The organism is Lactobacillus sp. CBA3605 (assembly GCF_002970915.1).
GTDB lineage: Bacteria > Bacillota > Bacilli > Lactobacillales > Lactobacillaceae > Lactiplantibacillus.
The window spans coordinates 1,035,043-1,058,324 of record NZ_CP027190.1 but is presented as its reverse complement, the minus strand read 5'-3'; the positions used below and the strand labels follow the sequence as shown (position 1 = coordinate 1,058,324).

Annotated in this window: 22 protein-coding genes; 10 read left to right on the top strand and 12 right to left on the bottom strand. The window is 43.9% G+C overall.

What is annotated here, in order from left to right:
* Positions 1-184: 184 nt before the first annotated feature.
* Entirely contained in the window at positions 185-1,336 is a 1,152-nt protein-coding gene (locus C5Z25_RS05195; RefSeq protein ID WP_234002785.1) for a family 8 glycosyl hydrolase, read from the top strand.
* Positions 1,337-1,473: 137 nt separating this feature from the next.
* Here the strand turns inward: C5Z25_RS05195 and C5Z25_RS05190 are convergent, their stop codons facing one another.
* Positions 1,474-2,070, bottom strand: a complete 597-nt coding sequence (locus C5Z25_RS05190) for an NAD(P)H-dependent oxidoreductase (RefSeq protein ID WP_105451662.1) — start codon at positions 2,068-2,070, stop codon at positions 1,474-1,476.
* 77 nt (positions 2,071-2,147) lie between these two features.
* On the bottom strand, positions 2,148-2,705 hold the full coding sequence (locus C5Z25_RS05185; protein WP_105451661.1) for a Crp/Fnr family transcriptional regulator: 558 nt from the start codon (positions 2,703-2,705) through the stop codon (positions 2,148-2,150).
* Positions 2,706-2,882: 177 nt separating this feature from the next.
* Between C5Z25_RS05185 and C5Z25_RS05180 the strand changes: the two genes are divergently transcribed.
* From C5Z25_RS05180 to C5Z25_RS05170, 3 genes are all read left to right on the top strand, one after another.
* A complete protein-coding gene (locus tag C5Z25_RS05180) occupies positions 2,883-3,821 on the top strand; it encodes an NADP-dependent oxidoreductase (protein ID WP_105451660.1) in 939 nt (312 codons plus the stop codon).
* Between the two features lie 138 nt (positions 3,822-3,959).
* Positions 3,960-4,496, top strand: a complete 537-nt coding sequence (locus C5Z25_RS05175) for a MarR family winged helix-turn-helix transcriptional regulator (RefSeq protein WP_105451659.1) — start codon at positions 3,960-3,962, stop codon at positions 4,494-4,496.
* Positions 4,497-4,516: 20 nt separating this feature from the next.
* A complete protein-coding gene (locus tag C5Z25_RS05170) occupies positions 4,517-6,283 on the top strand; it encodes an ABC transporter ATP-binding protein (RefSeq protein WP_105451658.1) in 1,767 nt (588 codons plus the stop codon).
* Positions 6,284-6,369: 86 nt separating this feature from the next.
* On the opposite strand, the gene C5Z25_RS05165 is transcribed toward C5Z25_RS05170, so the two are convergent.
* The 3 genes from C5Z25_RS05165 to C5Z25_RS05155 all read right to left on the bottom strand — a co-directional run bounded on the left by C5Z25_RS05165 (position 6,370) and on the right by C5Z25_RS05155 (position 9,271).
* Positions 6,370-7,158, bottom strand: a complete 789-nt coding sequence (locus C5Z25_RS05165) for a Cof-type HAD-IIB family hydrolase (RefSeq protein WP_105451657.1) — start codon at positions 7,156-7,158, stop codon at positions 6,370-6,372.
* Between the two features lie 69 nt (positions 7,159-7,227).
* Complete coding sequence (locus C5Z25_RS05160; RefSeq protein WP_105451656.1) at positions 7,228-8,100, bottom strand: AraC family transcriptional regulator; 873 nt, start codon at positions 8,098-8,100, stop codon at positions 7,228-7,230.
* 22 nt (positions 8,101-8,122) lie between these two features.
* On the bottom strand, positions 8,123-9,271 hold the full coding sequence (locus tag C5Z25_RS05155; RefSeq protein ID WP_105451655.1) for a low temperature requirement protein A: 1,149 nt from the start codon (positions 9,269-9,271) through the stop codon (positions 8,123-8,125).
* A gap of 147 nt (positions 9,272-9,418) precedes the next feature.
* Between C5Z25_RS05155 and C5Z25_RS05150 the strand changes: the two genes are divergently transcribed.
* The 3 genes from C5Z25_RS05150 (at position 9,419) to C5Z25_RS05140 (ending at position 11,519) form a co-directional block, all read left to right on the top strand.
* On the top strand, positions 9,419-10,063 hold the full coding sequence (locus C5Z25_RS05150) for an SDR family oxidoreductase (RefSeq protein WP_105451654.1): 645 nt from the start codon (positions 9,419-9,421) through the stop codon (positions 10,061-10,063).
* A 23-nt stretch (positions 10,064-10,086) separates the two neighbouring features.
* The gene (locus C5Z25_RS05145; protein WP_105451653.1) at positions 10,087-10,992 is read left to right on the top strand and encodes an amidohydrolase family protein; all 906 of its coding nucleotides are present in this window, start codon (positions 10,087-10,089) and stop codon (positions 10,990-10,992) included.
* Between the two features lie 146 nt (positions 10,993-11,138).
* Positions 11,139-11,519 carry a MerR family transcriptional regulator gene (locus C5Z25_RS05140; protein ID WP_105451652.1) on the top strand — a complete coding sequence of 127 codons (381 nt, stop codon included), beginning with the start codon at positions 11,139-11,141 and terminating at the stop codon, positions 11,517-11,519.
* Between the two features lie 113 nt (positions 11,520-11,632).
* Here the strand turns inward: C5Z25_RS05140 and C5Z25_RS05135 are convergent, their stop codons facing one another.
* The 4 genes from C5Z25_RS05135 to C5Z25_RS05120 all read right to left on the bottom strand — a co-directional run bounded on the left by C5Z25_RS05135 (position 11,633) and on the right by C5Z25_RS05120 (position 17,759).
* Entirely contained in the window at positions 11,633-12,352 is a 720-nt protein-coding gene (locus tag C5Z25_RS05135) for an MIP/aquaporin family protein (protein ID WP_199774931.1), read from the bottom strand.
* A 16-nt stretch (positions 12,353-12,368) separates the two neighbouring features.
* The gene (gene glpO / locus C5Z25_RS05130; RefSeq protein ID WP_105451650.1) at positions 12,369-14,198 is read right to left on the bottom strand and encodes a type 1 glycerol-3-phosphate oxidase; all 1,830 of its coding nucleotides are present in this window, start codon (positions 14,196-14,198) and stop codon (positions 12,369-12,371) included.
* A 13-nt stretch (positions 14,199-14,211) separates the two neighbouring features.
* Complete coding sequence (glpK, locus tag C5Z25_RS05125; protein WP_105451649.1) at positions 14,212-15,729, bottom strand: glycerol kinase GlpK; 1,518 nt, start codon at positions 15,727-15,729, stop codon at positions 14,212-14,214.
* Between the two features lie 239 nt (positions 15,730-15,968).
* Positions 15,969-17,759: a GGDEF domain-containing protein gene (locus tag C5Z25_RS05120; protein ID WP_105451648.1), complete on the bottom strand. Its 1,791-nt coding sequence runs from the start codon at positions 17,757-17,759 to the stop codon at positions 15,969-15,971.
* 298 nt (positions 17,760-18,057) lie between these two features.
* Between C5Z25_RS05120 and C5Z25_RS05115 the strand changes: the two genes are divergently transcribed.
* The 3 genes from C5Z25_RS05115 (at position 18,058) to C5Z25_RS05105 (ending at position 20,298) form a co-directional block, all read left to right on the top strand.
* Positions 18,058-18,900 (top strand): alpha/beta fold hydrolase, encoded by an 843-nt coding sequence (locus C5Z25_RS05115; protein ID WP_105451647.1) that lies wholly within the window; start codon positions 18,058-18,060, stop codon positions 18,898-18,900.
* Positions 18,901-19,214: 314 nt separating this feature from the next.
* On the top strand, positions 19,215-19,931 hold the full coding sequence (locus tag C5Z25_RS05110; protein WP_234002784.1) for a matrixin family metalloprotease: 717 nt from the start codon (positions 19,215-19,217) through the stop codon (positions 19,929-19,931).
* 148 nt (positions 19,932-20,079) lie between these two features.
* Complete coding sequence (locus C5Z25_RS05105; protein ID WP_105451646.1) at positions 20,080-20,298, top strand: P8 family protein; 219 nt, start codon at positions 20,080-20,082, stop codon at positions 20,296-20,298.
* A 211-nt stretch (positions 20,299-20,509) separates the two neighbouring features.
* On the opposite strand, the gene C5Z25_RS05100 is transcribed toward C5Z25_RS05105, so the two are convergent.
* Genes C5Z25_RS05100 through C5Z25_RS05090 form a run of 3 tightly spaced genes read right to left on the bottom strand, consistent with a single transcriptional unit; the run spans position 20,510 to position 23,091 of the window.
* Complete coding sequence (locus C5Z25_RS05100; RefSeq protein WP_105451645.1) at positions 20,510-22,435, bottom strand: copper-translocating P-type ATPase; 1,926 nt, start codon at positions 22,433-22,435, stop codon at positions 20,510-20,512.
* Complete coding sequence (locus C5Z25_RS05095) at positions 22,432-22,707, bottom strand: cupredoxin domain-containing protein (RefSeq protein ID WP_105451644.1); 276 nt, start codon at positions 22,705-22,707, stop codon at positions 22,432-22,434. The genes C5Z25_RS05100 and C5Z25_RS05095 overlap by 4 nt, the downstream gene beginning before the upstream one ends.
* 12 nt (positions 22,708-22,719) lie before the next feature.
* A complete protein-coding gene (locus tag C5Z25_RS05090) occupies positions 22,720-23,091 on the bottom strand; it encodes a cupredoxin domain-containing protein (RefSeq protein WP_199774930.1) in 372 nt (123 codons plus the stop codon).
* Between the last annotated feature and the right edge of the window lie 191 nt (positions 23,092-23,282).

Here is a 23,282-nt window from a genome sequence, read left to right as displayed (position 1 = left end):
CACGTCAAAGCTGATGTGTTTTTTTGTTTAGTGGGATATATCAAATCTGTTTCGAATAACCGTTAATGATGGACGGATAGAATCGTTCAGAAAAAAATTTTTGGCAATTCCCCCTAATTCAGGGTGTAGAATGGATTTTAGGCAAGCAGATAGATAAATTAAGCATTAAGGAGATTGAAAACGAGTGAAAGGCAAACAAATGCTGGGATTAGTTAGTGGTAGTGTGTTGGTAGTGGCGCTGATAATTTTTGTGAGCGTGGGGCATGTGACCAACAGCAAAGCAACTAAATCGCAGCCGGTGACTACCCGGGCCGTGCGGCAATATAATCAGTGGTGCGCGGCTTATTTGAGTAGTGGTAAAAAACAACAATTTGTGAAAACCAATGACAGCAAAGGCGCCCTAAAAACGGTATCTGAAGCGCAAGGTTATGGCATGTTAGCCACCATCTTAGCGGCGCAACAGGGGGCTCGAAATCAAGCGACGTTTAATCGCTTGTATCATTACTATCAGGCTCATCAGATTTCGACTAAAAATCCATTAATGATGTGGGAACAGCAACAACGAAATGGGCAGATGAAAAGCGTTAGTACGGAACAAAATAGTGCAACGGATGGAGACTTGGATATCGCCTATGCCTTGATTTTGGCGGATAAAAAATGGGGCAGTACGGCTAAAAATAATTATCGTCAGGCAGCTAACCGGTTATTAGTCGCAATTCAAGCGCACGAGATGAATCCCACGACCTATTTACCCCAGTTAGGCAGCTGGGCAATCGGAGCGGATAGCGCTAATTTGGTGCGAACTTCAGACTTAATGACGACGCATTTTAAGTTATTTGCGACGTTTACTAAAGCCACTTTCTGGCAACATGCTGCTACCAACAGTCAACGTGCCATTGCTAAGTTGAGTGCACGGACGACGACCGGCCTCTTCCCAGACATGATTACGATTAGTGGTGCCGACCTAACCATGACGGCGGTCACGAGCAATCATGCGGAAGATAACCAATATGCCTACAATGCATGCCGCGTGCCATGGCGACTGGCGGCCACGTATGCGACGGATCATGATGCAACCAGTAAGCAGGCGCTGCAAAAAATGTTAACTTTTTTTGCTAAGCAGTCACAAATAAAAGCGGTTTATCAACTAGATGGGACGGTCGTGGGTAATTATCAAAGTGTGGCCTTTAAGGCGCCGATTGCGTATGCTGCCCAAGTGATGGGAAATACAACGTTGACGAAAAAGATTGGGGCAACTCTGACAAACAAGATTAGCAGTAATGATTATTACGCCACGACCTTACAAGTGCTGACCAGTTTAGCTGCCAATGAGTAGCACAATGTGTTTGGAAAAAAGGGTGCTGCGACGTGTTTCAAAGGTCAGAGTATCAAAAACGGCAGTCACTTTAAAAAAATGACCGCCGAATTCATATTAAGGGTTACAAACACGCCGACTTTTGAACTATTGGTGCACTACAGCTTGACCTTAAATTGTCGCAATAACGTCTGCCGTTGTTGCGGCGTTTTTTGTGTGAGTTGTGCGAAGTTATACCATTTGAAATGCCAAAGTCGGGTTTTTAGAAAAGTGCCACGAAATAATAGCTTGGCAAGTGGTGCGCCAAACAATAACCGGTAAGCCCAGTTGGGTGTGCTCATAGTGGTTATAATATCAATCTGGGGTTGCTTGACTAAAGTCGTCTGCATGGATTTTGCGTTATATAAGATTGCTTTGGCGTAGACTTTATCTAAGAAGCCTTTCGTCATTGCTGGCATGACTTCCCACCAGACTGGAAACATAAAAATAAGCCGATCAGCGTCTGCCAGGCGCCGTTGGTAATCAGCACATTGAGCGTCAATGGGCACGCCTTGTCGCCAATGAGCGAGATCGGTCGCTGACATAACGGGGTTAAACCCATCGGCATGCAGGTCGATTAAGTCAATATCTTGTCCTGCAGCCGTTAATTGGTGACGGACCTGTTGCAGTAAAGCAGCCAAAAAAGAGCGGTGGTGGGGTTGGTTGTTGCCAGCGGTTGCGGTATAAGGATGATCGAAAATAATGACAGTTTTCATAAAAAATAACCTCTTTTAAGTTTAAGTTGTGACTTAGTCTAAACTTAAATGAAGTTATCCGCCTTAACAATTGTTAATTAGCGTAGTCGTTTTTGAATCCGACTAAAAGAGACCGGCGTCATCCCTAGGTAAGAGGCGATATAATGGTGTGGCACGCGCGCTAAAATATCCGGTTCGTTGGCCATTAGATCAATGACCCGCTGTTCAGGATTATTTTGAATCCGCGATAAAAAGTAAGTCATGTAAGTCATAAAACGGGAACTAATCTGATGAGTCATCGTCTGTTGGAGTGCCGGGTATTTTTCGACGAGCTGGTTAAAGTGCGGGTACGATAATTTCGTAAGCTGAGTTGGCGCTAAAGTTTCTAACGAGAACTGACTCGGGGTTTGTTCAGTTAGACTTTGAAAAGAAGCGACGATTTGATTCTCAAAGAAGAACTGTACCGTAATATCACGGCCATCATCATTGTGCCAAAGCCGGACGGCCCCCGCATCGACAAAGTAAATGTTATGAGCGATATCGCCTTCACGTAATAAAGTCGTTTTTTCAGGAACTGTAATAGCGGTGAAAAACGGCGCAATTTCAGCCCAATGTTGGTTAAAAACAGGAATCTGAGTTTTAAAATAATCGTTCATTAGTTGTGACCTCGGTAATCTTTGATTTAAACCTCATGTTATTATACCGAACAAGTGCCAGGTTGACCTAGTTAATGACCAGACGTTTATCGGTTACTTTGGTGACTTAACTTTTGACGATGCCACCGGTGACAGTTACAATTAATCACACTAATAGTTATTTAAGGAGTGGAAGCGATGCAAGCAGTTGTAATTAATCAATACGGTGATGCTGACGAGTTGACAATGACTGAATTACCGATGCCAACGATGGCAACCGATGAAGTGTTGGTTGAACTTAAAGCGACTTCAATTAATCCGATTGATTGGAAGGCCCGGTTAGGCTTAATGCAGGGCATGATGCACTGGGATTTTCCCATTGTGTTAGGTTGGGACTTATCCGGGGTGATTACTGCCGTCGGAGCTGATGTCACTGGCTTTAAAGTGGGCGACGAAGTTTTTGCCCGGCCGGACACTTTGCAAGATGGCACGCGGGGCACTTATGCTGAATTTGCGGCCGTTAAAGCAGATAAATTAGCTTTAAAGCCAGCGGCAATTGACTGGCAAACGGCGGCTGCTATCCCGTTGGCAGGCTTAACCGCCTATCAAGTTGTTAAAGATCGGTTACATGTGCAAGCCGGTGATAAAGTGTTGATCCAAGCGGGGGCTGGTGGCGTTGGCTTATTTGCAATTCAAATTGCGAAAGCCTTAGGGGCCTATGTTGCCACGACTGCTAGTGCGGCGCAGCGCCCGTTACTTGAGGGGCTGGGTGCTGATGAAGTCATTGACTATCATGAACATGATATTACGGCAGTCTTGCATGATTATGATGCCGTTTTTGACACGGTTAGTGCAGTTGATGACGGGCTAGCGATTCTTAAACCTAATGGTCGACTTGTCACAATTGACGCTCAGTTAACTGAACAACAACAAGCTGCCAGTCAAGCAGTTTCAACGTGGTGGCTCCAAACTAATGGGAAACAGCTAGCTGAACTTGGCGCTATGGTAGCGGCGGGGACGGTTAAAGTTGTGATTGACCGGGTCTTACCATTCACTGAAGCTGGCTTGCGCACAGCGCATCAGTTAAGCGAAAGTCATCATAGTCACGGGAAAATTGTGATTTCTATGGAAAAATAGGTATTTTAATGACCGGCTGTATCGCATTCTTTAGCGGAGCAGCCGGTTAATTTAAGCCGTTTAGTTAGTTTTTGTTGTCAAAAGCTAACTAAAGTGATAATATAATTGTCATTCAACTTAACGAGGAGGATTTTTAAAATGGCAGATATGAGTCATGAGTTATTTGAAAGTTTCGGTAAACTGATGCAAAATCGTTTATTTTTTATGGCAGTGATGCATCAACGTAATTTTGGGAGTCATGGTACGGGACATCATGGTGGCGGTCGTGGGCAGATGCGACTATTACAAGTTTTAGCGCAAAGCCCCGCAGGATTAACGAATGCTGAGATTGCGGAAGTGTTAGATATTCGGCCTAGTTCAGTGAGTGCAACTATTAAGCGGTTGGAGACGGCAGAGTTAGTTGAACGAGTACCTAGTGACACGGATAAACGGGTTGTCATTGTCCGCTTAAGTGAACGTGGCCAACGATTATTTGATCAGCAAGCGACCCAATTTGATGACTTAGCTGATCAGTTATTTGGTGATTTAACAGCGAGTGAGCAAGCTGAACTGCAACGACTGCTAACGAAGCTAAACTATCGTGCGGAAGATGTAAAGCTGACTGATTTCATGCCCCGTGGTCGTGGCGAATGGCCGCAACAGCCAGGTGGTCGAGATCGGCATTGGTTTAATTAAGGTAAAGTGGAGGCACACACATGGATCGTCGCATAACCGCCCCGAGCACTGACAAAAAGCGTTCGGCTGGCAAATTTAATTTTCGTGGTTTTTTAAGTTTAATTCGGCAAACTAAGCCAAAATATTGGCAGTTATGGCTGGGATTAGCATTAGGATTATTAGCAACTGGCGCACAATTAGCCGTGCCAAAGTTAGCGCAAAAGTTAATTAATGGCTTTGGTCAGGCACTCAATCGGCCCTTACTGGTGATACTCATTGTGTTATTTGTCTTGAGTGCGGTAGTGAGCGCTGTTTCAGGGGCCTTACTGGGAGTTTTTGGTGAGAACGTCGTGGCTAATTTACGGTCAACGTTATGGCAGAAGCTTGTGCGACTAAAAGTTAGTTATTTTGACAATGTGAAAACGGGTGAGATGACCTCACGCTTAGTGAATGATTCGACCCAGATTAAAGACTTGTTAGCGAATTCTTTTCCACAAATGGTCACGTCACTCTTGCAATTGGTTGGCGCGTTAGCAATTATGGCGTTCATGGATTGGAAGATGACGGCGATTATGGTCGTGGCAGTACCATTAGTGATGTTAGTAATGTTACCAATCATGCAACAGACTAATAAAGTGGGCTGGCAACGGCAAGAAGCGTTAGCCAAGTTTAGTGGCGAAACGGATGAAACGTTAAGCGAAATCCGGTTGGTTAAATCGTCAAATGCGGAAGTTTATGAAACTAAAACAGGATTGACTCAGATTCAAAAGTTATACCGCATTGGTCTGAAAGAGGCCATTTATGATTCAATCGCGGGTCCAGTGATGACCGCTAGTATGTTGGCACTATTCGTAGGTGTTTTGGTGTATGCAGCGGCGCGGGTCGCAAGCGGGACGATGTCGATGGGAACATTGGTTTCATTCTTGATGTATCTTTTCCAAATCATCGGCCCGGCCGGTACATTAGCCCGTTTCTTTACGGATTTATCGAAAGCCAATGGCTCGACGGCCCGGGTACGGGACTTATTGAATGAGCCAGAAGAAGCACTAGTTACCGGCCCAGTCCAATCAGTCACCGATCAGACGTTAGCAATGACGCACGTAGATTTTGCGTACGAGGATGGGCAACCGATTTTACATGATGTTAATTTTGAAGCAAAGCCGAATACCGTCGTCGCATTTGCCGGGCCTTCGGGTGGTGGTAAATCCACTATCTTTGGGTTGTTGGAACGTTATTATCAACCGCAAAGTGGTCAAGTGACGATTGGTGGGCAAGATGTTTCAACCTTAAACTTAAGTGATTGGCGCTCACAAATCGGCTACGTTAGTCAAGATTCAGCGATTATGGCTGGGACAATTCGGCATAACTTAACGTATGGGTTTGAAAAAGGCTTTACTGATGACGAGTTATGGCGGGTCTTGCAGTTAGCATTTGCGGATCAATTCGTTAAAGCGATGCCGGCTGGTTTAGATACTGAGGTTGGTGAACGCGGTGTTAAGGTAAGCGGTGGTCAACGGCAACGCTTGGCAATTGCCCGGGCATTCTTACGCAATCCGAAGATTCTCATGTTGGACGAAGCCACGGCTAGCTTGGATTCTGAGTCCGAAGCGATGGTGCAAAAAGCATTGGGAGAATTGATGAAGGGTCGCACAACCTTGATTATCGCCCATCGGTTAAGCACAATTGTGGATGCCGATGCGATTTACTTTATTGAACAAGGCCATGTCAGTGGGCATGGCACGCATCAAGAATTGATGACAAGCTTACCGTTATATCGTGATTATGTGAAGATTCAGTTTAAAGAATAACAATTAATCAGTACTACCAAATAATCGCCACAAGAATTTAATCAATTCTTGCGGCGATTATTTTTAGGCTTTTGGCTTGTATGACTTTAGCGAGTTAGACCGTCAATAAAACTGAGGACCCCTTGTTCCTGGTTGGTGGTTGTCTGCTGATCAGCCACCGCTGTGACGGCGGATTGGGCATTTTGCATGGCGACCCCTAAGCCAACTTCACGCAACATTTCTAAATCATTACCACCATCACCAAAGGCAACCATAGCACTTAAATCAATGTTTAATTGTTGGCCTAATTCTTTAAGTCCGGCGGCTTTATTGAGACCTGGTTGGATTAAGTCAATATCGCCATGACCACTACTGGTTGGTTCAGCGAGTCTGGCTAACATTGGGCGCAATAAGTCTACGATGGCAGTTGTTTTTTCAGGTGGGCAGCTTAGGGCAATCTTTAGCACCTGATCATCAATCGTCGCAAAATCATCGACGACAGCTAAGTGATGGTAGTATTGCCGCATATTATCAACGTATTGGGCATCATAGCTACTGAGGGCATACGCACTTTTTGCGCCGCAAACCAAAATATGCAACTCTGGAATTTTAGTAAGCTGAGCTAATATTGTTGTGACGGTAGCGGTTTTAAAAGCGTGAACAGCATACGTTTTGTTGGCATCACGAATGTAGGCCCCATTTTCGGCTAAGTAAATAATATCTGGATAAGCTTCAAAAAATGACCGGAGTTGAAAATACTGATTACCACTAGCGACAACGAACTGAATATGTTGTTGCTGTAACCGTTGATAGAGTTTAGCAAATTTGGCTTCGTCATAGGTCATATCAGCTCGTAAAAAAGTACCATCCATATCTGTTGCGATTAAGTCATACATCATAAAAAGCTCCCTTATTTGTTTGATAAGGGTAGCTTAGCACGTTTTGATGGGTTAAAAGGGACATTTTTAGAGGCAGTTAGCGTCAATTTGATGATATTTTGTGTAGGCTTGTCGATAGGCAGTCGGTGTGCAGCCTTTCCAAGTCTGAAAATTACGGTTAAGGGTTTTACGATTACTAAAGCCACAGCTAGCGGCAATGTAATCAATCTTACGGTCGGTTTCTAAGAGCAAGCGGCGAGCGTTCATTAGCCGAATGAGTCGTAAATAGCGGTTCACCGAAAGTTGTAGATTGGTATTAAACTGCTGATTCAAAGTGGTCAGTGAAACGTGATAAGTCGCTGCTAAAGTGGCCCCCGTAATCGGTTGGGCATAATCATGGTTAATCTGGGTCATGACTTGATCGACCAAATTCAAGTTAGGATTAATTGCATTGGGATTAGTTGGTCGATTAAAGGCAGTGGCTAAGGCATGTAACAAGTCATAAAAATGACTCAAAATAGTGAGTCGTGATAAGTCAGTTAGGCCGGTGGTGAGATTATCATGAATTGTCATTAGGTCCTGCTGAATAGCAGCGTAAGCGGCTGGATGTTCCTTTTCAGCCAGTGGACCATTTAAGGCCAGCTGCCAATTCTCACTAGCCGGCAATTGCGTTTGTAAAAAATCATCGTCAATAATTAGGCCAAATTCACGCCAATTAGCGGTGGCGATGCCGGTCGTACTATGGACGACCCGGCGATTGATAGCCCATAAATCTCCAGGGTGATATTCAGTCGTTTTTCCATCAGTGACGACTTTTAGCGTAGCCCCGGCGACCAAATAATTAAGCTCAATTCCCTGGTGCCAATGTGGTGCAACAGCAATAGAAGTTAGGGGATCGTGTTCGTAGTACTTAAAAGGCAATCTGGGAATCGGTTGCACGTTTTCATGACGAATTTTCAATAGGAAAGACCTCATCTTTTAGTTAATCGTGGGTGGCGATGCGAACTTTCAGAATTTCTTTATGCAGGCCAACTGCAATCAGTAACAGGCTGACTACCAAAATCATCGCCAAGGTAGGCAGCAGCAAGGTGAGCATGATTAAGAGACTGGCGATACCTAAGGCCCAGCTATTTTTAACTTGTTCTGGTTGGTGGTCATAATTAATCATCAAGATTAAGAGCCATAACGCTGCCACAATTGACGCAACGAACCCCACACGCATGATTTCGAGGTGTGACGTTGCCAATTGATCGAGGAAGAAGGCCTGCAATGTTAAGACTAAGATAAAGGCCGCATGTAGGCCCCGAAAAACCGAAAGTTGCCAATAAGCGGTGCCGGTTACTTGTAGATCATCCATAAGGGAATAATACACATACCACATGCCGACAACGCCCAGCATTAGACTTAAAAATAATAAATAATGATAGCCACTTTGATGTTCGCTAATTTTTTCAATTAGGCCGGCAAGTGATTCACCGAGAATAATCATTGTGAATAAGCCATAACGTTCAAGGAGGGCACTCGATAAGGCAAATGGAATCTGGCGCTGTTTGAATTCTTGGTTAAAGCGACCTTGCTCGAGCAGTAAAATTTCTAAAAATAACCCCAGGGCCACGATCAGTAAGGTTAATTGCCAAGCTGGTTGGGTCACAAAAAACACAGCAATTAGTAATAACTCACCCAGACTATAGGCGGTCACATAGGGCATGGCGGTTAATTTGTGCGCCGGGTCAAAGCGAATAGTGGACCCCCATAAATAGAGCCACAAGGCTTGATTCACAAAGTAGGCTAAGGCGAATAATTTGAAGTCGTGTTCAAAAAAGTTCGGAATAAAAAGGGCCACAAAACTAATGGTGATGATTTGTAGAATGGCAAAGACGACCATCCGTAAATTTTGGCGGCCATGTAAATCAAAAAACAAGACGGAATTATTCCAACTATTAAAGATAAAGAGGAAAACGAGCGTAAAGCTAGCAAAGCCTGACAGTGAAAAGTTCGCCGCCAATTCAGTAACGAGACTATGGATAATCACAACGAACACTAAGTCTGAAAATAATTCGACCCATGAAATCTTACGTTCCTGCATGCGTTGGGTGATGGCTCGGGGCGTGCCCCACAAGTTGAAGTTCATAGTAAACCTACTTTCTAGATGGTTAATTTAGTTTAATAATACCGCAATCAGTAATAATTAGATAAAAAATGCAGTTTTAAGGCTTGCCTTAGAGTCGGTTATAAGCAGTATAGTGAAGCCAAGATTTAAACATGGAGGTTTTTAAAAATGACAAAAATTTTAATTATCGGCGCTTATGGTAAAACGGCACAACTCGCTATTAAACGCTTATTGGCTGAAACAAATCATGAGTTAGTCTTATTTCTAAGAAATGCCGCCCGACTCAATCAATATCAAGATAATTCACGCGTGACGTTAATTGATGGGGATGTTTTAGATACCGCCGCGTTAGAAAATGCCATGATTGGTGTTGATTTGGTGTATTCTAATGTTGGGGGTCGTAATCTGGCTGATCAAACGGCTAGTATCTTAGCTGCGATGACTGCGACTAAGCAGCAACGGTTAATCTTTATTAACTCATTGGGCGTCTATCATGAAGTTCCCGGTGCTTTTGGTGCTTGGAACGAAACCATGATTGCAGACTTTTTACCGGGCTTTCGTAAAGCCGCGGCGCTAATCGAAGCCTCACCACTGGCTTACACGATGTTACGGCCCGCTTGGTTAAGTGATAAGCCAGCGATTGATTATGAATTAACTGACAAAGGAACGGCCTTTAAAGGTACCGAAGTTTCACGTGCTAGTGTGGCTGACTTTATCTTAAAGTTGATTGCGACCCCGAACACCTATTTACGCGCAAGTGTTGGTTTGAATCAGCCGAATACTGATGGTGACCAACCTGCGTGGTTTAATTAATTGAAATAGAGGAGTGCTAAATTATGTTGAAAACGGATGTTTTTGCTCACGTCTTAACCCCGAAGTTTTATCAGGCTTTTTTAGCTGAATCAGTGGATTTAACCGCCTATCCTTTTTTAAAGAATCCGGCGTTAACAGATTTGGCAGTACATCAAGCCGGGGTGCGAGCGGATGTGCGCCAAGTTATTTCGATGGCGAACTTAAATCCTGAGGACTTTTTTGACCCGGAACGGGCTGCGGAACTATGCCGGTTAGGTAATCGTGAGTTGAGTGCAATTGCTGCGGCAGAACCGGCGACGTATCGTGGTGCAGTTGGCATGCTGCCGATGAATAATGTTGCGGCGGCCGTGACAATTTTGGCAGAGCAAATTGCTACCGATCCGAACTTGTTAGGCGTGCAATTGTTCACGACGGCGTTAGGCAAACCATTAACAGATCCGGCTTATCGGCCAATTTTTGAACAATTAGCGGCCTTAAAGCTACCGATTTGGCTACATCCCGTTTTTGACACAACTAAGCCCGCTAATAATATCACGTTTAGTTGGGAATACGAACTTACTCAGACCATGTATGCCATGGTTACGCAGGGCTTTTTCCAAACATATCCGCAGCTTAAAGTTATTGTGCACCATGCGGGTGCGATGGTGCCATATTTTGCCGGACGAATTGAACATATTTTATCTGCTGAACAAGCAGCTGATTTCAAAAAGTTTTATGTCGATACAGCTTTACTTGGCAATACACCAGCCTTACGTTTAACATTGGCTTATTATGGGATTGAGCATGTTATGTTCGGCACGGATGCGCCATTTGGCAGTGCGCCCAATGGTGCGACCGACGAAATCGTGACTGCCATCGCCGCTTTGAATTTAACGGCGGCAGATCAAACTAAATTGTATCAAACTAATTTTGAAAAACTTATTAGCTAAAAGTTAAAAAATGAACGACCAATGGTTGCATTAAACCAAGCTGGTCGTTCATTTTTTGTGCCCTTAACAGCAGATAAATTGCTAGCATTTTAGTGTTATCCATGCGTATAATTAAAGTAAATTAGCTTAATTAAGGAGGGCCAGCAATGAGTTATACGATTCAGCAAGTGAGTCAATTAACCGGTGTATCGGCTTATAGTATCCGTTATTATGATAGTCGTGAGTTGATTCCCGGGATTCAACGTGATGAGAATAATGTGCGGCAATTTGATGAGGAAAGTGTGGACGTTGTCCGCTTGATTACTTGTTTTCGCAAGACGGGGATGCCATTGAAAGCCATCAAACATTATATCGACCTCATCCCTGGTGGCGATGCGACCTTACAAGAGCGCTTTGAAATTATGGCACAACATAAAGCTGATATTTTGGACGAAACAACGGTGTTAAACAATAATTTAAAGATTGTTCAGAGTAAACTGAATACCTATCAAACAACTCTAGCCGCCTTGACGGTTAAGGCAAACTAGTTTGCGAACAATAATATGAAAGTAGAACGAGCTTGGCATCCTTAATGACAAAAGAAAATAATTGTTTCAGGAATTTTATAATTTCTTGAAACAATTATTTTTTTTGCTAAATTTTAAGGTAGTAGTGCGAACAAGCCAGCGCCTAACAAGCCTCCAGCTAGTGGGCCAACGATTGGCACCCAGCTATAGGCCCAATCAGAAGTTCCTTTGTTGGCGATGGGGAGGATAGCGTGCGCAATCCGTGGCCCTAAGTCTCGAGCCGGATTAATTGCGTAACCGGTCGTCCCACCTAAGGAGAGCCCGATTGCGGTAATTAAAAGCCCGACCACCATTGGATTAAGCCCCGCAGTGAACTGACCTTTGGTAAAAGCTAAAAGGCCAAAGACGAGGACAAAGGTACCGATGACTTCGCTGATAAAGTTCCAGAAATAGTTACGGATGCCAGGACCAGTGGCGAAGATTCCTAAAATGGCGGTGGCGTCATCAGTTGCTTGCCAATGGGGATAGTAGTGGAGCCAAACGACAATTCCCCCTAGCAGGCCCCCGGCAATTTGGGCTACCGTGTAAGGTAAGACAAATTGCCAAGGAAATAGACCGGCAACGGCCATCCCTAAGGATACGGCAGGATTCAGATGGGCCGGGCTGAGAAAGCTTGAACAGTAAACCCCAATGGTAACAGCAAGCCCCCAACCAAGGGCAATCGCGATCCAACCAGCACCTTGCGCTTTCGATTTATTCAGTGAAACGCCAGCTACCACGCCGTCGCCCAGTAGAATCAAGATAAAGGTACCTAGAAATTCACCTAATAATTGAAAAATCAGTGGATCTTTCATGATTACTCACCTCATCCTAACGTTGCTTTAAAGCAGCCAGGTCGGATTCTGCAATGACTTGATTAAGTTGATCGGTTTGCGCCTGCTTGGTGGCTGCATCCCAGTCTAAATAATCGCCGAGGGTGTCAATGACACCAGTCTTAATGTTGTCGATACTATCACGCATGAATAATAGATGATTCGTTCGGCGGAGCAAATAGTCAACCGGTGAAAGCGTCATTTCTTCATCTAAAGCGTAGTGTAAACTGATGGTTTCGGCTAAGCTCAGTCCATGGGTTGGCTCAATTTTACCAATTAAGCTAAAGACACGGGCGGCGTTGGACCCATATAATTGTGCAATCCGGAGTGCTGCTGCTTCTGTTAAGCCGTTGTCGATACCTTGTTTGGCGTAAAAGGCGAGGGTTGCTTCGACGTTATGTGGATCAATATCGCCCCCGGATACCGGCAGATTCTTTGAATTAATGGGACTGAAACGCTGGTTGAACTTAGTTGCGAGTAAGCGCGTCACTAACGCCATCGCCCCGGCAGCCATTTTTCGATAATCGGTTAATTTACCGCCGGCTAAGGTGAGTAAGCCATCGGGACTACTCGTTAAAGCGCTACCACGAGAGACCGCAGACGGATTCAACTTATTTTCTGCTAAGGCACTTTCTAAGTCGTTTAGGACCGCTTCAACATCAGCCCGACTAGCTTGTTGATTTTCGAATTGATCGACAGCCGCAATGACGCGGTTGAAGCTCTTATCACTAAGCTTACCGGAGTTTCCGCCATTGTAATCAGAACTCCCATTGGCGGCGATTAGTGGTCGTAATCCGGCCCAACTAGCTTCAATATCAGCTAAAGTTAAGTTAGCACTAGGGTAGCGGGCATTGATAATACCAAGTAAGTAATCAACGTCGGCTTGGGTAACCGTCGGATGTTGAAAGTCACCATGGTAATCTGTATCAGTTGTGCCAAAGTAAGTCTTATTTTCACGAGGAACCACGAAAATCATACGGCCGTCTTGATCGCCGGAGTCAAAGTAAGTGGGCTGTGGTACCGGTAATTTAGCAGAATCGACAACGAGGTGAACGCCTTTGGTTGGACGCATCTGTGGTTTGAAGTCGGGTTCTGTGGCATATTCACGTACCGTATCGGACCATGGACCAGTCGTGTTGATGATGACATGAGCATGAATCGTAAATTCGTTGCCAGTCAGCATGTCTTGCGCTTTAACACCGATGAGTTGGCCTTGGTCATCGTGAATAAAACCAATGGCTTTAACGTGACTAGCCATAATACCACCATTTTCATGCGCCTTTTTGATGTTTTCAATGACTAGCCGAGCGTCGTTATTACGATAGTCGAGATAAACCCCGCCGCCAACTAAGTTTTTAGGGTTTAATTGAGGTTCACGTTGTAAGACTTCTTCGGGGGATAACGTATAGTTAGTATATTTTGGATCAGTGACATCCGCTAACTTATCATATAAATCCATCGCCACTTTAACGGAGAAGAGGTCAAAGGTTGCGCCTGGTTCTGCATAGATTGGTAACAACATTGGGTCAGGCGTTGGAATGTGTGGCGCAATTCCCTGGACAACTGCCCGTTCTTTTACAGTGTCAGCGACCACACTAACGTCAAAGGTTTTGAGGTAGCGAATGCCACCGTGAACCAGCTTGGTAGAGCGTGATGAGGTTCCCGCCGCGAAGTCTTGCATTTCAATGAGGCCGGTATGCATATTCATCGCACTGGCCTGAATGGCGACCCCGGCACCAGTAATCCCACCGCCAATCACTAATAAATCCAAAGTTTCATTTTGAAGTCGGTCAATATTTTGTTTGCGAGTCGTTGCTGAAAAAGCCATGATAGTTCCTCCCTTAATCCGTTTCGTGGTATGGGTCGTGTTTGAACAGTTGCGTCGCTTTGACCGCTGCATGCCAACCAGCGTAAAGATTGTCACGTTCTGGTTTTGACATTGCCGGTTTGAAAGTGGTGCCCGGTTGATAGGATTTTTTTAGTTCAGCTAAATCTTTCCAATAGCCAACGCTGAGTCCAGCTAAGAAAGCGGCGCCAAGCGCAGTTGTTTCAAGATCAGCAGCCCGGACTAATTCGGTGTCTAAAATATCGGCTTGAAATTGCATTAGCCAGTCATTACGTGACGCACCACCATCAACTTTTAGCGTTGGAATTTCAAGCCCAGTATCAACGCGCATCGTTTCAACAACATCGCGGGTCTGGTAGGCCAAAGCTTGTAAGGTGGCTTTGACGAAATCTTCACGGGTGGTTCCGCGGGTTAAGCCAAAAACGGAACCACGGGCATCAGAATCCCAATAAGGCGCGCCCAGACCGGTGAAAGCAGGCACGACGTAGACCTCGTTATTATTATGCGATGCCCGCGCCGCTTTTTCAGAATCGGGTGCACTGTCGACTAAGCGAATGCCATCACGGAGCCATTGAATGGCCGACCCAGCGACGAAAATCGAGCCTTCTAAAGCATAATAGACCTTGCCGTTAATCCCATAGGCAATCGTCGTTAACAAATTATTATCAGAGATTTGCGGCTCCTCACCAGTGTTCATGACGATAAAGGCACCAGTGCCATAGGTGTTCTTAACGGTACCAGGTTCGAATGCGAGTTGACCAAACAAAGCCGCCTGTTGATCGCCTGCCATCCCACTAATGGGGATTTCGGAACCGAAAAAATGATAATCTTTGGTATGGCCGTAAATTTCAGAGTTCGTTCGGACCTCTGGTAGCATGACCTTGGGAATATTCAATAGGCTGAGAATTTCGTCATCCCAAGTTAAGTCATGAATGTTAAACAGCATGGTCCGACTCGCGTTCGAGTAATCGGTGACATGAGTCGCACCGCCAGTTAACTTCCAGACAATCCAAGTATCGATAGTTCCAAATAGTAAATCGCCATTTTCGGCGCGAGCTTGGGCCCCTTCAACATGATCTAAAATCCAACGAATTTTGGTGGCTGAGAAATAGGCGTCTGTTACTAAACCGGTATGCTTGTGAATGAGCTCGCCATGACCATCAGTAATGAGCTGTTCGGCAATTGTCGCTGTTTGGCGAGATTGCCAGACGATGGCATTGTGAATGGGGAGTCCGGTTTTTTTGTCCCAAACAATAGTTGTTTCCCGTTGATTGGTGATACCAATCCCACTAATCTGACTGGGCTTGATGCCTGAACTGATGAAGACGTTGGCGATGGTGGATAAAACCGCATTCCAGATTTCGTTGGCATTGTGTTCAACCCAACCTGGTTTTGGGAAATATTGTGAAAACTCACGTTGCGAATCTGCAACTTGATGACCGGCATGGTCGAAGATGATGGCCCGGGTGCTAGTGGTTCCTTCATCAATCGCCATAATGTAATGCTCCGTCATTTTTATTCACTTCCTGACCTTGAATTAGTATGAATCAATAAAGGCTAAAACTTTAATTGTTTACAATTAATTGGCGAACAATTATCGTGAGCTAAACGTAACATAAGCGACCTGTATACGTCAAAGAAAACGCTTTCTTAAATGATACCGCTTTTGCTGAGCGATGACAAAACCCTGTTCAGCGGCCAGTTAATGGTCACAAAAAAATCGACCTTAATTGAAACAGGTCGATTGGTGTGTTAGATGCGGGGGAGTTCAGGTTGACCAAAGTAATAGCCTTGAACATATTGAATGCCAAGTTCTTTGACAATGGTTAAGTCTGCTTGACTTTCAATGCCTTCCAAAATAAAGGTCAGGTTATTTTTTTTCGCTAAAGCATACCAGAACCGAATCTGATCAGCCATTTGAGCAGTCGGTTGATGAGTTTGTCGGAAATTCTGCATGGCAAATTTCAAGCCATCCGCATAGGGCAAGAGGGGTTCAATAGTATCGTAAGTGTTATCAGAGCCAACGTCATCAAGTTCGATTTTAATGTCTGCGGCTTGGTAAATCCGGCTAATCTTTTTGAAGATGGCCACCGTTGGCACTTCGGTTAGTTCAACGGTAAATGAATCCGGACCATCGGTTTCCTGCTTAAAAGCGGCTAATTGTTGGGCAACCTTTGGGTCAGTAAATTGAGCCAAGGTCAGGTTTAAGCTGATACAACGTTCATCGTTAATTCGCATGGCGTGTTGCATTAAGGCAATCTGGGTCGCCACCGTGATTTCAAATGAATCCGGTAAGATCCATTGTTCATTTTTACTATCATAAATTCGGAGTAGCAATTCGTGCCGATAATCAGTGAAATCAGGCATGGTGACAATCTTTTGCATGAAGAAGGCATATAAAGCAACTAATTCTTTAGACTGACGCGCTTGGATGACAGTTTTACCTTCAACGGTAATCGCATCACGACCAGCGTGTTTTGATTGATACAGATTTTCATCAGCGCGCCGATATGTATCATCAATCGTTTGATCGGTCGCAACTAGTTGGGTGATGCCGATGGAAATCGTTACTTTGATGTGATGACCTTCGTAATCAAATTCGGTTTTACGAATGGTATCCCAGCCCTTTTTTACGGCTGCTAATACATCGTTTGGCACCTGATTAGGCATGGCGAGGGTGAATTCTTCCCCACCGGTTCGATAGAGTTGGTAATTAAGTTGTTCATTACGCAGGACGGCATTCATCACTTTAGCCACGCGGACCAACACCGCATTGCCAGCTAAATGACCATAGGTATCGTTGACTTGTTTGAAATGATCAATGTCAAATTGAACGAGCGTTAAGGGGTCGTTGTTTTTCGTTGCGGTATTGAACAAACCAACGATTTCTTGTTGGTATTCAGCGTAATTCTTCGTGTTAGTTAGGACGTCATAGCTGGCCATTTTTTCAATGCGACGATTTTCGATGGTTTTTTCGTGAACATCTTTTTGATAATGAAAGGTAAATAATGTCATGATACTGAACATTAAAATAGCTTCAATTCGCAGTGAATTAGTCACTAACATGCCGCCAGAATGCACTGGAATCGTGAGCCACAAGGCCAGACCGGTTGTCAGCATTAAGCCGGTGAAGTTGACAGCGCTGTAATGAATTTTAGCGGCATGCCGTCGGACTACGATAACCATGGTTATGAAAAATAAGAGGCCCAAAAAGAATTCAGGGCGATAGAAATAATCCGTATTATGCATGATGAAGATGGTAAACACACCGATACTACGCAATAAGTATTCGCCTAAGTTAATGCCGTCGTCTAATAAGGATAGAACCAAGACAAATAAACTAAGATTATGGAATAACATTGCGTTGGGTCCCATGATATAGCCTGTGAAGTGCAAGATGCCACCGACTGTTAGGGCCATCACCGTTAATAAGATACGGTTTACACGGTGTTGGCGTTCGGTTGCATAATTGGCATGAAATGCGATATTCCAAACGCGAGTTGAGTCTGCCAGATAGCCGACGATGAAAAAACAGGCCACCATTAATTGAACAATCCAAATGATACCTACGCTTGGTCCGAATTCTGAATAGGTGATGATGATTTCCTTCTTTCAACCGTCCAATTAGATTTAATTAGTCATTTATTAGTTTACAACCATCGTCAAAATTAATCATTAGAAAAAAGTTAACTATTGACTGTAAATTGTGATGATTTTTTTTGGTTGTAATCATTGATTTCGGTTGCTTAAAAGTTTACTATAGTTACAAAATATAAAAAAAGTAACTTAGAAAGGTAATTTGGCGCAGTGGGTTATTAAATATAGAAAGATAGGTGACAACATGACTTATATTGATACACCAAATTCATTTGTAGCAGATACCAGAGGCAATCAGATTGCTTATCGTGCATTAGGTCCACAGGAGGGTGAGCCTTTAGTATTACTACCTCATTTATCAGCTAACTTAGATAATTGGGATCCTGAAATTATTGATGGCTTGGCACAAAAATTCAGGGTGATTGTTTTCGATGGTAGCGGGATTGGATTGTCGGGTGGGAAAACACCCAGCACGATGGCCGAAATGGCGACGGCTTGTGTGGTATTTATTGATGCCTTAAATTTAGCGCCTGTTAATATCTTGGGTTTATCAATGGGCGGTATGGTTGCCCAAGCAATTGGATTGACCTATCCGGGACTGATAAAAAAATTAATCTTGGTTAGCACTGGTCCCCAGGGCGGCCCAGGAATCACTGAAATCGCTAAGATTACCAATCTATCAATCCTTCGAGCTGGTTTAACTTTCAAAGATATTAAGCGATATTTATTTTTCACAGCGACGCCCAATGGTCAACAACGCGCAACTGAATATTTAAAACGATTAAAATTACGACGAACTAATCGAGACAAAGCGATAGGATTGCTGAGCTATTTGAATCAATTAAAAGCTATCAGGCAGTGGGGAGCTAGTCATCGTGAACCACTTGAGACAATCACGCAGCCAACTTTAATTATGCATGGCGATAGTGACATTATGGTGCCAGTCGAGAATGCCACGGCGTTAACGCAATATATCCCTAATAGTCAATTAACTATTTATCCAGATGCCGGACATGGTGCGTTGTTTCAATTTCCAAAAGAGTCGGTCGCTGAAATTGAAAGTTTTTTAACTTTAGGCTTAAAATAAGTCGGTATGTGGTTGGAGTCAATTATTAACTTATTCATGATTGAGTTAGCCTGAACGGCTGGTAAAAAATGTATGTTTTACCAGCCATCAAAACAAATGTAATATAATTTTAATTTATATTGAGTAAAAGCCTTGGATATTAAAATCTAAGGCTTTTTAACTATAAAAACCCAAATTAAAAGCGATTTCTTGCTTTTATTTGGTTTTTTTTACTTGAAGTTGATTTGTTTGTGTTATAAATTTATGTTATAAATATAATCTAAAGTTATGTCATGTTCGTTTGAACAGTCAACAGTAGTAAAGGGGTATCCAAAGTGAAATTTTTTAAACGGTTGTTCGGATCATTGGTCCTAATTATTGCAATAGTATGGGGATTTCAAAATCGAACGGCCGTCATGGCGGCCACTACCTATTATCAGGATCAAATAACGACGGCTTGGACAGCTGCAACTAAAGCAGCCAATGCCAGTCATAATGAAAAGCAGCATGCCCAAACAGAGGCGGAAACTGCTAAAACTAATACGTCAAATGCTGAGATGAAAGTGACACCCACGGAATCGATTGTTAAAGATGTGACCTTATCATCAACTTACTACTATCATTTTGATAATAAGCTATCCGCGGCCGGTCGACAAGTCTTTGAGGATGCAATTGCTACCTATAATAAAACTGGAATTGTGCACTTAGTCGCTGGGACCGCACCAGTCGGCCGTAACCAAATTACTTTCTCAAGTTATCATAAAAAAATGCCCACTAATCATTCGAGTATTGAACTAGGCCATGGGGGGCCGGAAATTGTTCAACGGATTGATTGGCGTGGGAAGAAAATCCAGAATAAAGCTAGTGCGAGTCTGAATGCTGATTATTCGCAGTCGTATAGTGACGCCGTTGCGGTTCATGAACTCGGCCATGCTTTGGGCTTGGATCACAGTTCAGCGACTAGTTCAGTGATGTATCCTTATAGCCAAGGTAAAACGACCTTGTCAACGGCGGATATTGCTGGCTTAGAAGCTATCTATCAACAAGGCTAACGGCTACTTGGATTTGAAAGCTAAGCTAATTAAAAAGCCATGACGTTATTTAAGCCAATTTGAGTTAAATCTGCGAGCAAAATCTGAACTATTTTAACAATCCGGACTATACTAAAGGTGTACCAAGTTAGAAAGGAAGTTGTTTTTGATGGCTACAGATGTTGAAAAAACGAGTCTTTTAGACGAATCAATGAAGGATGTATTTAATTGGAGTGACGCCACGTTGCCAGTTCGTGATGCGATTTGGAATCACTTTATGGATGCGGATACTCATGATACGGATAAAACTGCTGACGAAGTAGCGCCTTATATGAACATGGATGATGACCAGCTGAAAACAGCAGTTACCAAGCTCTTAAAGGCTTAAAAACAACTTAATTTGAACTTGAATTAAGCTAGCACTAAATTAAAACACTTCGGATTTACGACAATTATCGTAAATCCGAAGTGCTTTTTTTAGGATTAATGACCAAATAGTTGCGTCAATAGGATGCCACCACCTGTCGCAATGCCAATCCAAATCAAAGCGGCTAAAATCGTGATGCCAGTTTTTTTTGTGAAAAATTTATCTGCCATGGTTAAGCCTCCTGCGGTGTTGTCGTTAAATGGGCCTGGTTTAATAGTAGGGAACTTGCAACGACTGATAAGGAACTCAATGCCATACCCAGACCGGCTAGTTCGGGGCTTAAACTCAAGCCTAGGCTGAAGAAGAGGCCTGCAGCTACCGGAATCCCTAAAGTATTGTAGATGAAAGCCCAGAATAGATTGAGCCTGATGCGATTAAAAGTCTTACGACTAATTTCAAGGGCCCGAACCACGTCTTGTAAATCATTCTTGACTAAGACAATGCCGCCAGATTCGATGGCAATATCCGTCCCGGAACCCATCGCAATCCCAACATCGGCTGTCGTTAGTGCGGGGGCGTCATTGATACCGTCGCCAACAAAAGCAACTGCGCCAGTCGCTTGTAGTGCTTTAACGTGGTCAGCTTTGTCACCAGGTAAAACGTCCGCAATCACATCGTCAATGCCAACTTGTTGCGCAATGGCTTGCGCCACCCGCTCATTATCACCGGTTAACATTACGGTGTGTAAGCCTTGGTGTTTTAAGGCGGCAATCGCGGTTGCCGAACTTGGTTTGGGTTGATCTTGAATGGCAATTAAACCAATAATTTGACCGGCCAAGCCAACCATGACTACGGTTTTAGCTTCGCTTTGTAATTGAATCATCTGTTGACTAAGTGATTTCGTCAATTGATAGTCATTTAAAAGTTTCGTGTTGCCAATAAAGGCGGCTTGGTCGCCAATCTTAGCTTGAACCCCTTTACCTTGAATGGCTTGAAAATCAGTTGCTGGTTGCGGCGACAGACCGTCAGCTTTCGCTCGGGCTAAGATGGCCGCAGCCAAGGGATGTTCAGAAGTGACTTCTAGTTGGGCCGCCACTTGTAACACCAGCGGTTGATTGCCAATGATGTCAGTCACTTGGGGTTGGCCCATAGTGATGGTACCGGTTTTGTCGAAGACTACGGTTTTAATGGTATTAGCAGCTTCTAGAACTTCACCGTTTTTAATTAAAATACCCATTTTGGCACTGCGACCAGTTCCAACCATTAAAGCGGTCGGGGTGGCAATACCAAGTGCGCAAGGACAAGCAATAATAATGACCGAAACAGCAAATAACATGGCGTTGACCGCGCTAGCACCTAGGAGAACATACCACGTGAAAAAGGTCAGGATTGCAATGATTAAAACCGTTGGTACGAAAATATCAGCGATTTTATCAACCGTTTTTTGAATTGGCGCATGACTAGTTTGGGCTTTTTTGACCATTTCAACAATTTGCGACAGTAACGTGTCGTTACCAACTTTGCTAGCTTTAAATCTAAAAGTACCAGTTGTATTCATCGTCGCACCAATGACTTGGTCGCCGACGCTTTTAGTCACCGGCATACTTTCACCAGTAACCATGGATTCATCAATCGTTGAATTACCGGTTGTAATCACGCCATCGACCGCAATCTTTTGGCCGGGTTTAACTTGGATTAAATCGCCAACGACGACCGCTGTTAGCGGAACTTTAACCAATTGTCCCGCCCGGAGGACCTCGGCGTCTTTGGCTTGTAAATCGAGCAACTTTTCAACGGCGCCAGAGGCCGAATGCTTCATCTTATCTTCGAAGTATTGTCCAAGTAAAATGAATGTTACGACGAAAGCAGCACTTTCGAAGAAGACCGCCTGATGATTAAGCATGGCGTAAATACTGTAAAGGTAAGCCGTCACCGTGCCGACTGCAACTAAGGTATCCATATTGGCATGATGGTGTTTAAAGGCCGCCCAAGCACTTTGTAAAAATGGGCCACCTGCGACTAACATCACTGCGGTTGTCAGTAAGAACATGGTCCAAGCATGCCCTGGGAGGGTGATTCCCCAGGGACTGAGGATCATTTCAATTAACATTGGTAACGAGACCACTAATGAAAAGACAAATCGATTTTTAATACTCATGGCTGGATCACCACCTGTCCGTGCACCATACGCATGCCACAGCTGAATTCGGTTGTGCCGACGTGAGTCGTATCAAGTGTAAATGCTTGGGGCGCATTTAGCGGTAAGTCATGTTTGTGATCTGAACCAGGTAAGATCACTTGGTTCAAGCACCCGACATCACTAATCCGGTTAAAGATGAGGGTTGCTGGGATACCTTGTTTCAAAGTGACGGTCGCGGGTTGATAACCCCCGTCGACGGTAATGGTAATAATCTGTTCTTTTTTAGTCATAGTTAGCACTCCTTATTTGATAATGACTTTGCCATGAAACATATTCATACCACAAGCGTAGTCGTACTCGCCGGCTTTAGAAGTATCAATCTTAATGGCAGCTGACTGGTTCTTAGGTAGAAACTGATTAATCCCAAAATCGGGGAAGACCACTTGTTCTAGACAAGTTGAGGGGTCTTTACGATTGAATTGGATTTCGGCGGGCACACCTTGCTTTAGCACGACCGTACTGGGGGTGTAGCCCCCGTTGACTTCTACACTGACGGCCTGTTGGTGATCTGTCATGGCCGCTGTAATTTGTTTGGTTTGATGCTTGCCGAAGAACCACCAAACAATAAAGCTAATTAAAATGACAGTTACTAAGGTGACGATGCTGTTAGTCATAATTGAACACTCCTTATGTTTACGTTTGTAATCAATGAAGCTAGCATACAACGATTGTTTACACTTGTCAACGACTGAGTTTACTACTATGCAGTTGACCAGACCAAATATAAATTTATTTTAAGAATTCAACCTCAATCCTTTTCAGACGGGCAAACATATCGGTATAATAGCGGTATGGGTTTATCTAG

What these genes read in the sequence shown, in the direction of transcription:
- C5Z25_RS05175 (WP_105451659.1), top strand. Translation starts at nt 3,960, where the DNA reads ATGGCAGATATGAGTCATGAGTTATTTGAAAGTTTCGGTAAACTGATG.
- C5Z25_RS05150 (WP_105451654.1), top strand. Translation starts at nt 9,419, where the DNA reads ATGACAAAAATTTTAATTATCGGCGCTTATGGTAAAACGGCACAACTC.
- C5Z25_RS05185 (WP_105451661.1), bottom strand. Translation starts at nt 2,705, where the DNA reads ATGAACGATTATTTTAAAACTCAGATTCCTGTTTTTAACCAACATTGG.
- C5Z25_RS05135 (WP_199774931.1), bottom strand. Translation starts at nt 12,352, where the DNA reads ATGAAAGATCCACTGATTTTTCAATTATTAGGTGAATTTCTAGGTACC.
- C5Z25_RS05105 (WP_105451646.1), top strand. Translation starts at nt 20,080, where the DNA reads ATGGCTACAGATGTTGAAAAAACGAGTCTTTTAGACGAATCAATGAAG.
- glpK (WP_105451649.1), bottom strand. Translation starts at nt 15,729, where the DNA reads ATGACGGAGCATTACATTATGGCGATTGATGAAGGAACCACTAGCACC.
- C5Z25_RS05155 (WP_105451655.1), bottom strand. Translation starts at nt 9,271, where the DNA reads ATGAACTTCAACTTGTGGGGCACGCCCCGAGCCATCACCCAACGCATG.
- glpO (WP_105451650.1), bottom strand. Translation starts at nt 14,198, where the DNA reads ATGGCTTTTTCAGCAACGACTCGCAAACAAAATATTGACCGACTTCAA.
- C5Z25_RS05145 (WP_105451653.1), top strand. Translation starts at nt 10,087, where the DNA reads ATGTTGAAAACGGATGTTTTTGCTCACGTCTTAACCCCGAAGTTTTAT.
- C5Z25_RS05115 (WP_105451647.1), top strand. Translation starts at nt 18,058, where the DNA reads ATGACTTATATTGATACACCAAATTCATTTGTAGCAGATACCAGAGGC.
- C5Z25_RS05165 (WP_105451657.1), bottom strand. Translation starts at nt 7,158, where the DNA reads ATGTATGACTTAATCGCAACAGATATGGATGGTACTTTTTTACGAGCT.
- C5Z25_RS05120 (WP_105451648.1), bottom strand. Translation starts at nt 17,759, where the DNA reads ATGGTGGCCTGTTTTTTCATCGTCGGCTATCTGGCAGACTCAACTCGC.
- C5Z25_RS05190 (WP_105451662.1), bottom strand. Translation starts at nt 2,070, where the DNA reads ATGAAAACTGTCATTATTTTCGATCATCCTTATACCGCAACCGCTGGC.
- C5Z25_RS05100 (WP_105451645.1), bottom strand. Translation starts at nt 22,435, where the DNA reads ATGAGTATTAAAAATCGATTTGTCTTTTCATTAGTGGTCTCGTTACCA.
- C5Z25_RS05180 (WP_105451660.1), top strand. Translation starts at nt 2,883, where the DNA reads ATGCAAGCAGTTGTAATTAATCAATACGGTGATGCTGACGAGTTGACA.
- C5Z25_RS05170 (WP_105451658.1), top strand. Translation starts at nt 4,517, where the DNA reads ATGGATCGTCGCATAACCGCCCCGAGCACTGACAAAAAGCGTTCGGCT.
- C5Z25_RS05140 (WP_105451652.1), top strand. Translation starts at nt 11,139, where the DNA reads ATGAGTTATACGATTCAGCAAGTGAGTCAATTAACCGGTGTATCGGCT.
- C5Z25_RS05095 (WP_105451644.1), bottom strand. Translation starts at nt 22,707, where the DNA reads ATGACTAAAAAAGAACAGATTATTACCATTACCGTCGACGGGGGTTAT.
- C5Z25_RS05090 (WP_199774930.1), bottom strand. Translation starts at nt 23,091, where the DNA reads ATGACTAACAGCATCGTCACCTTAGTAACTGTCATTTTAATTAGCTTT.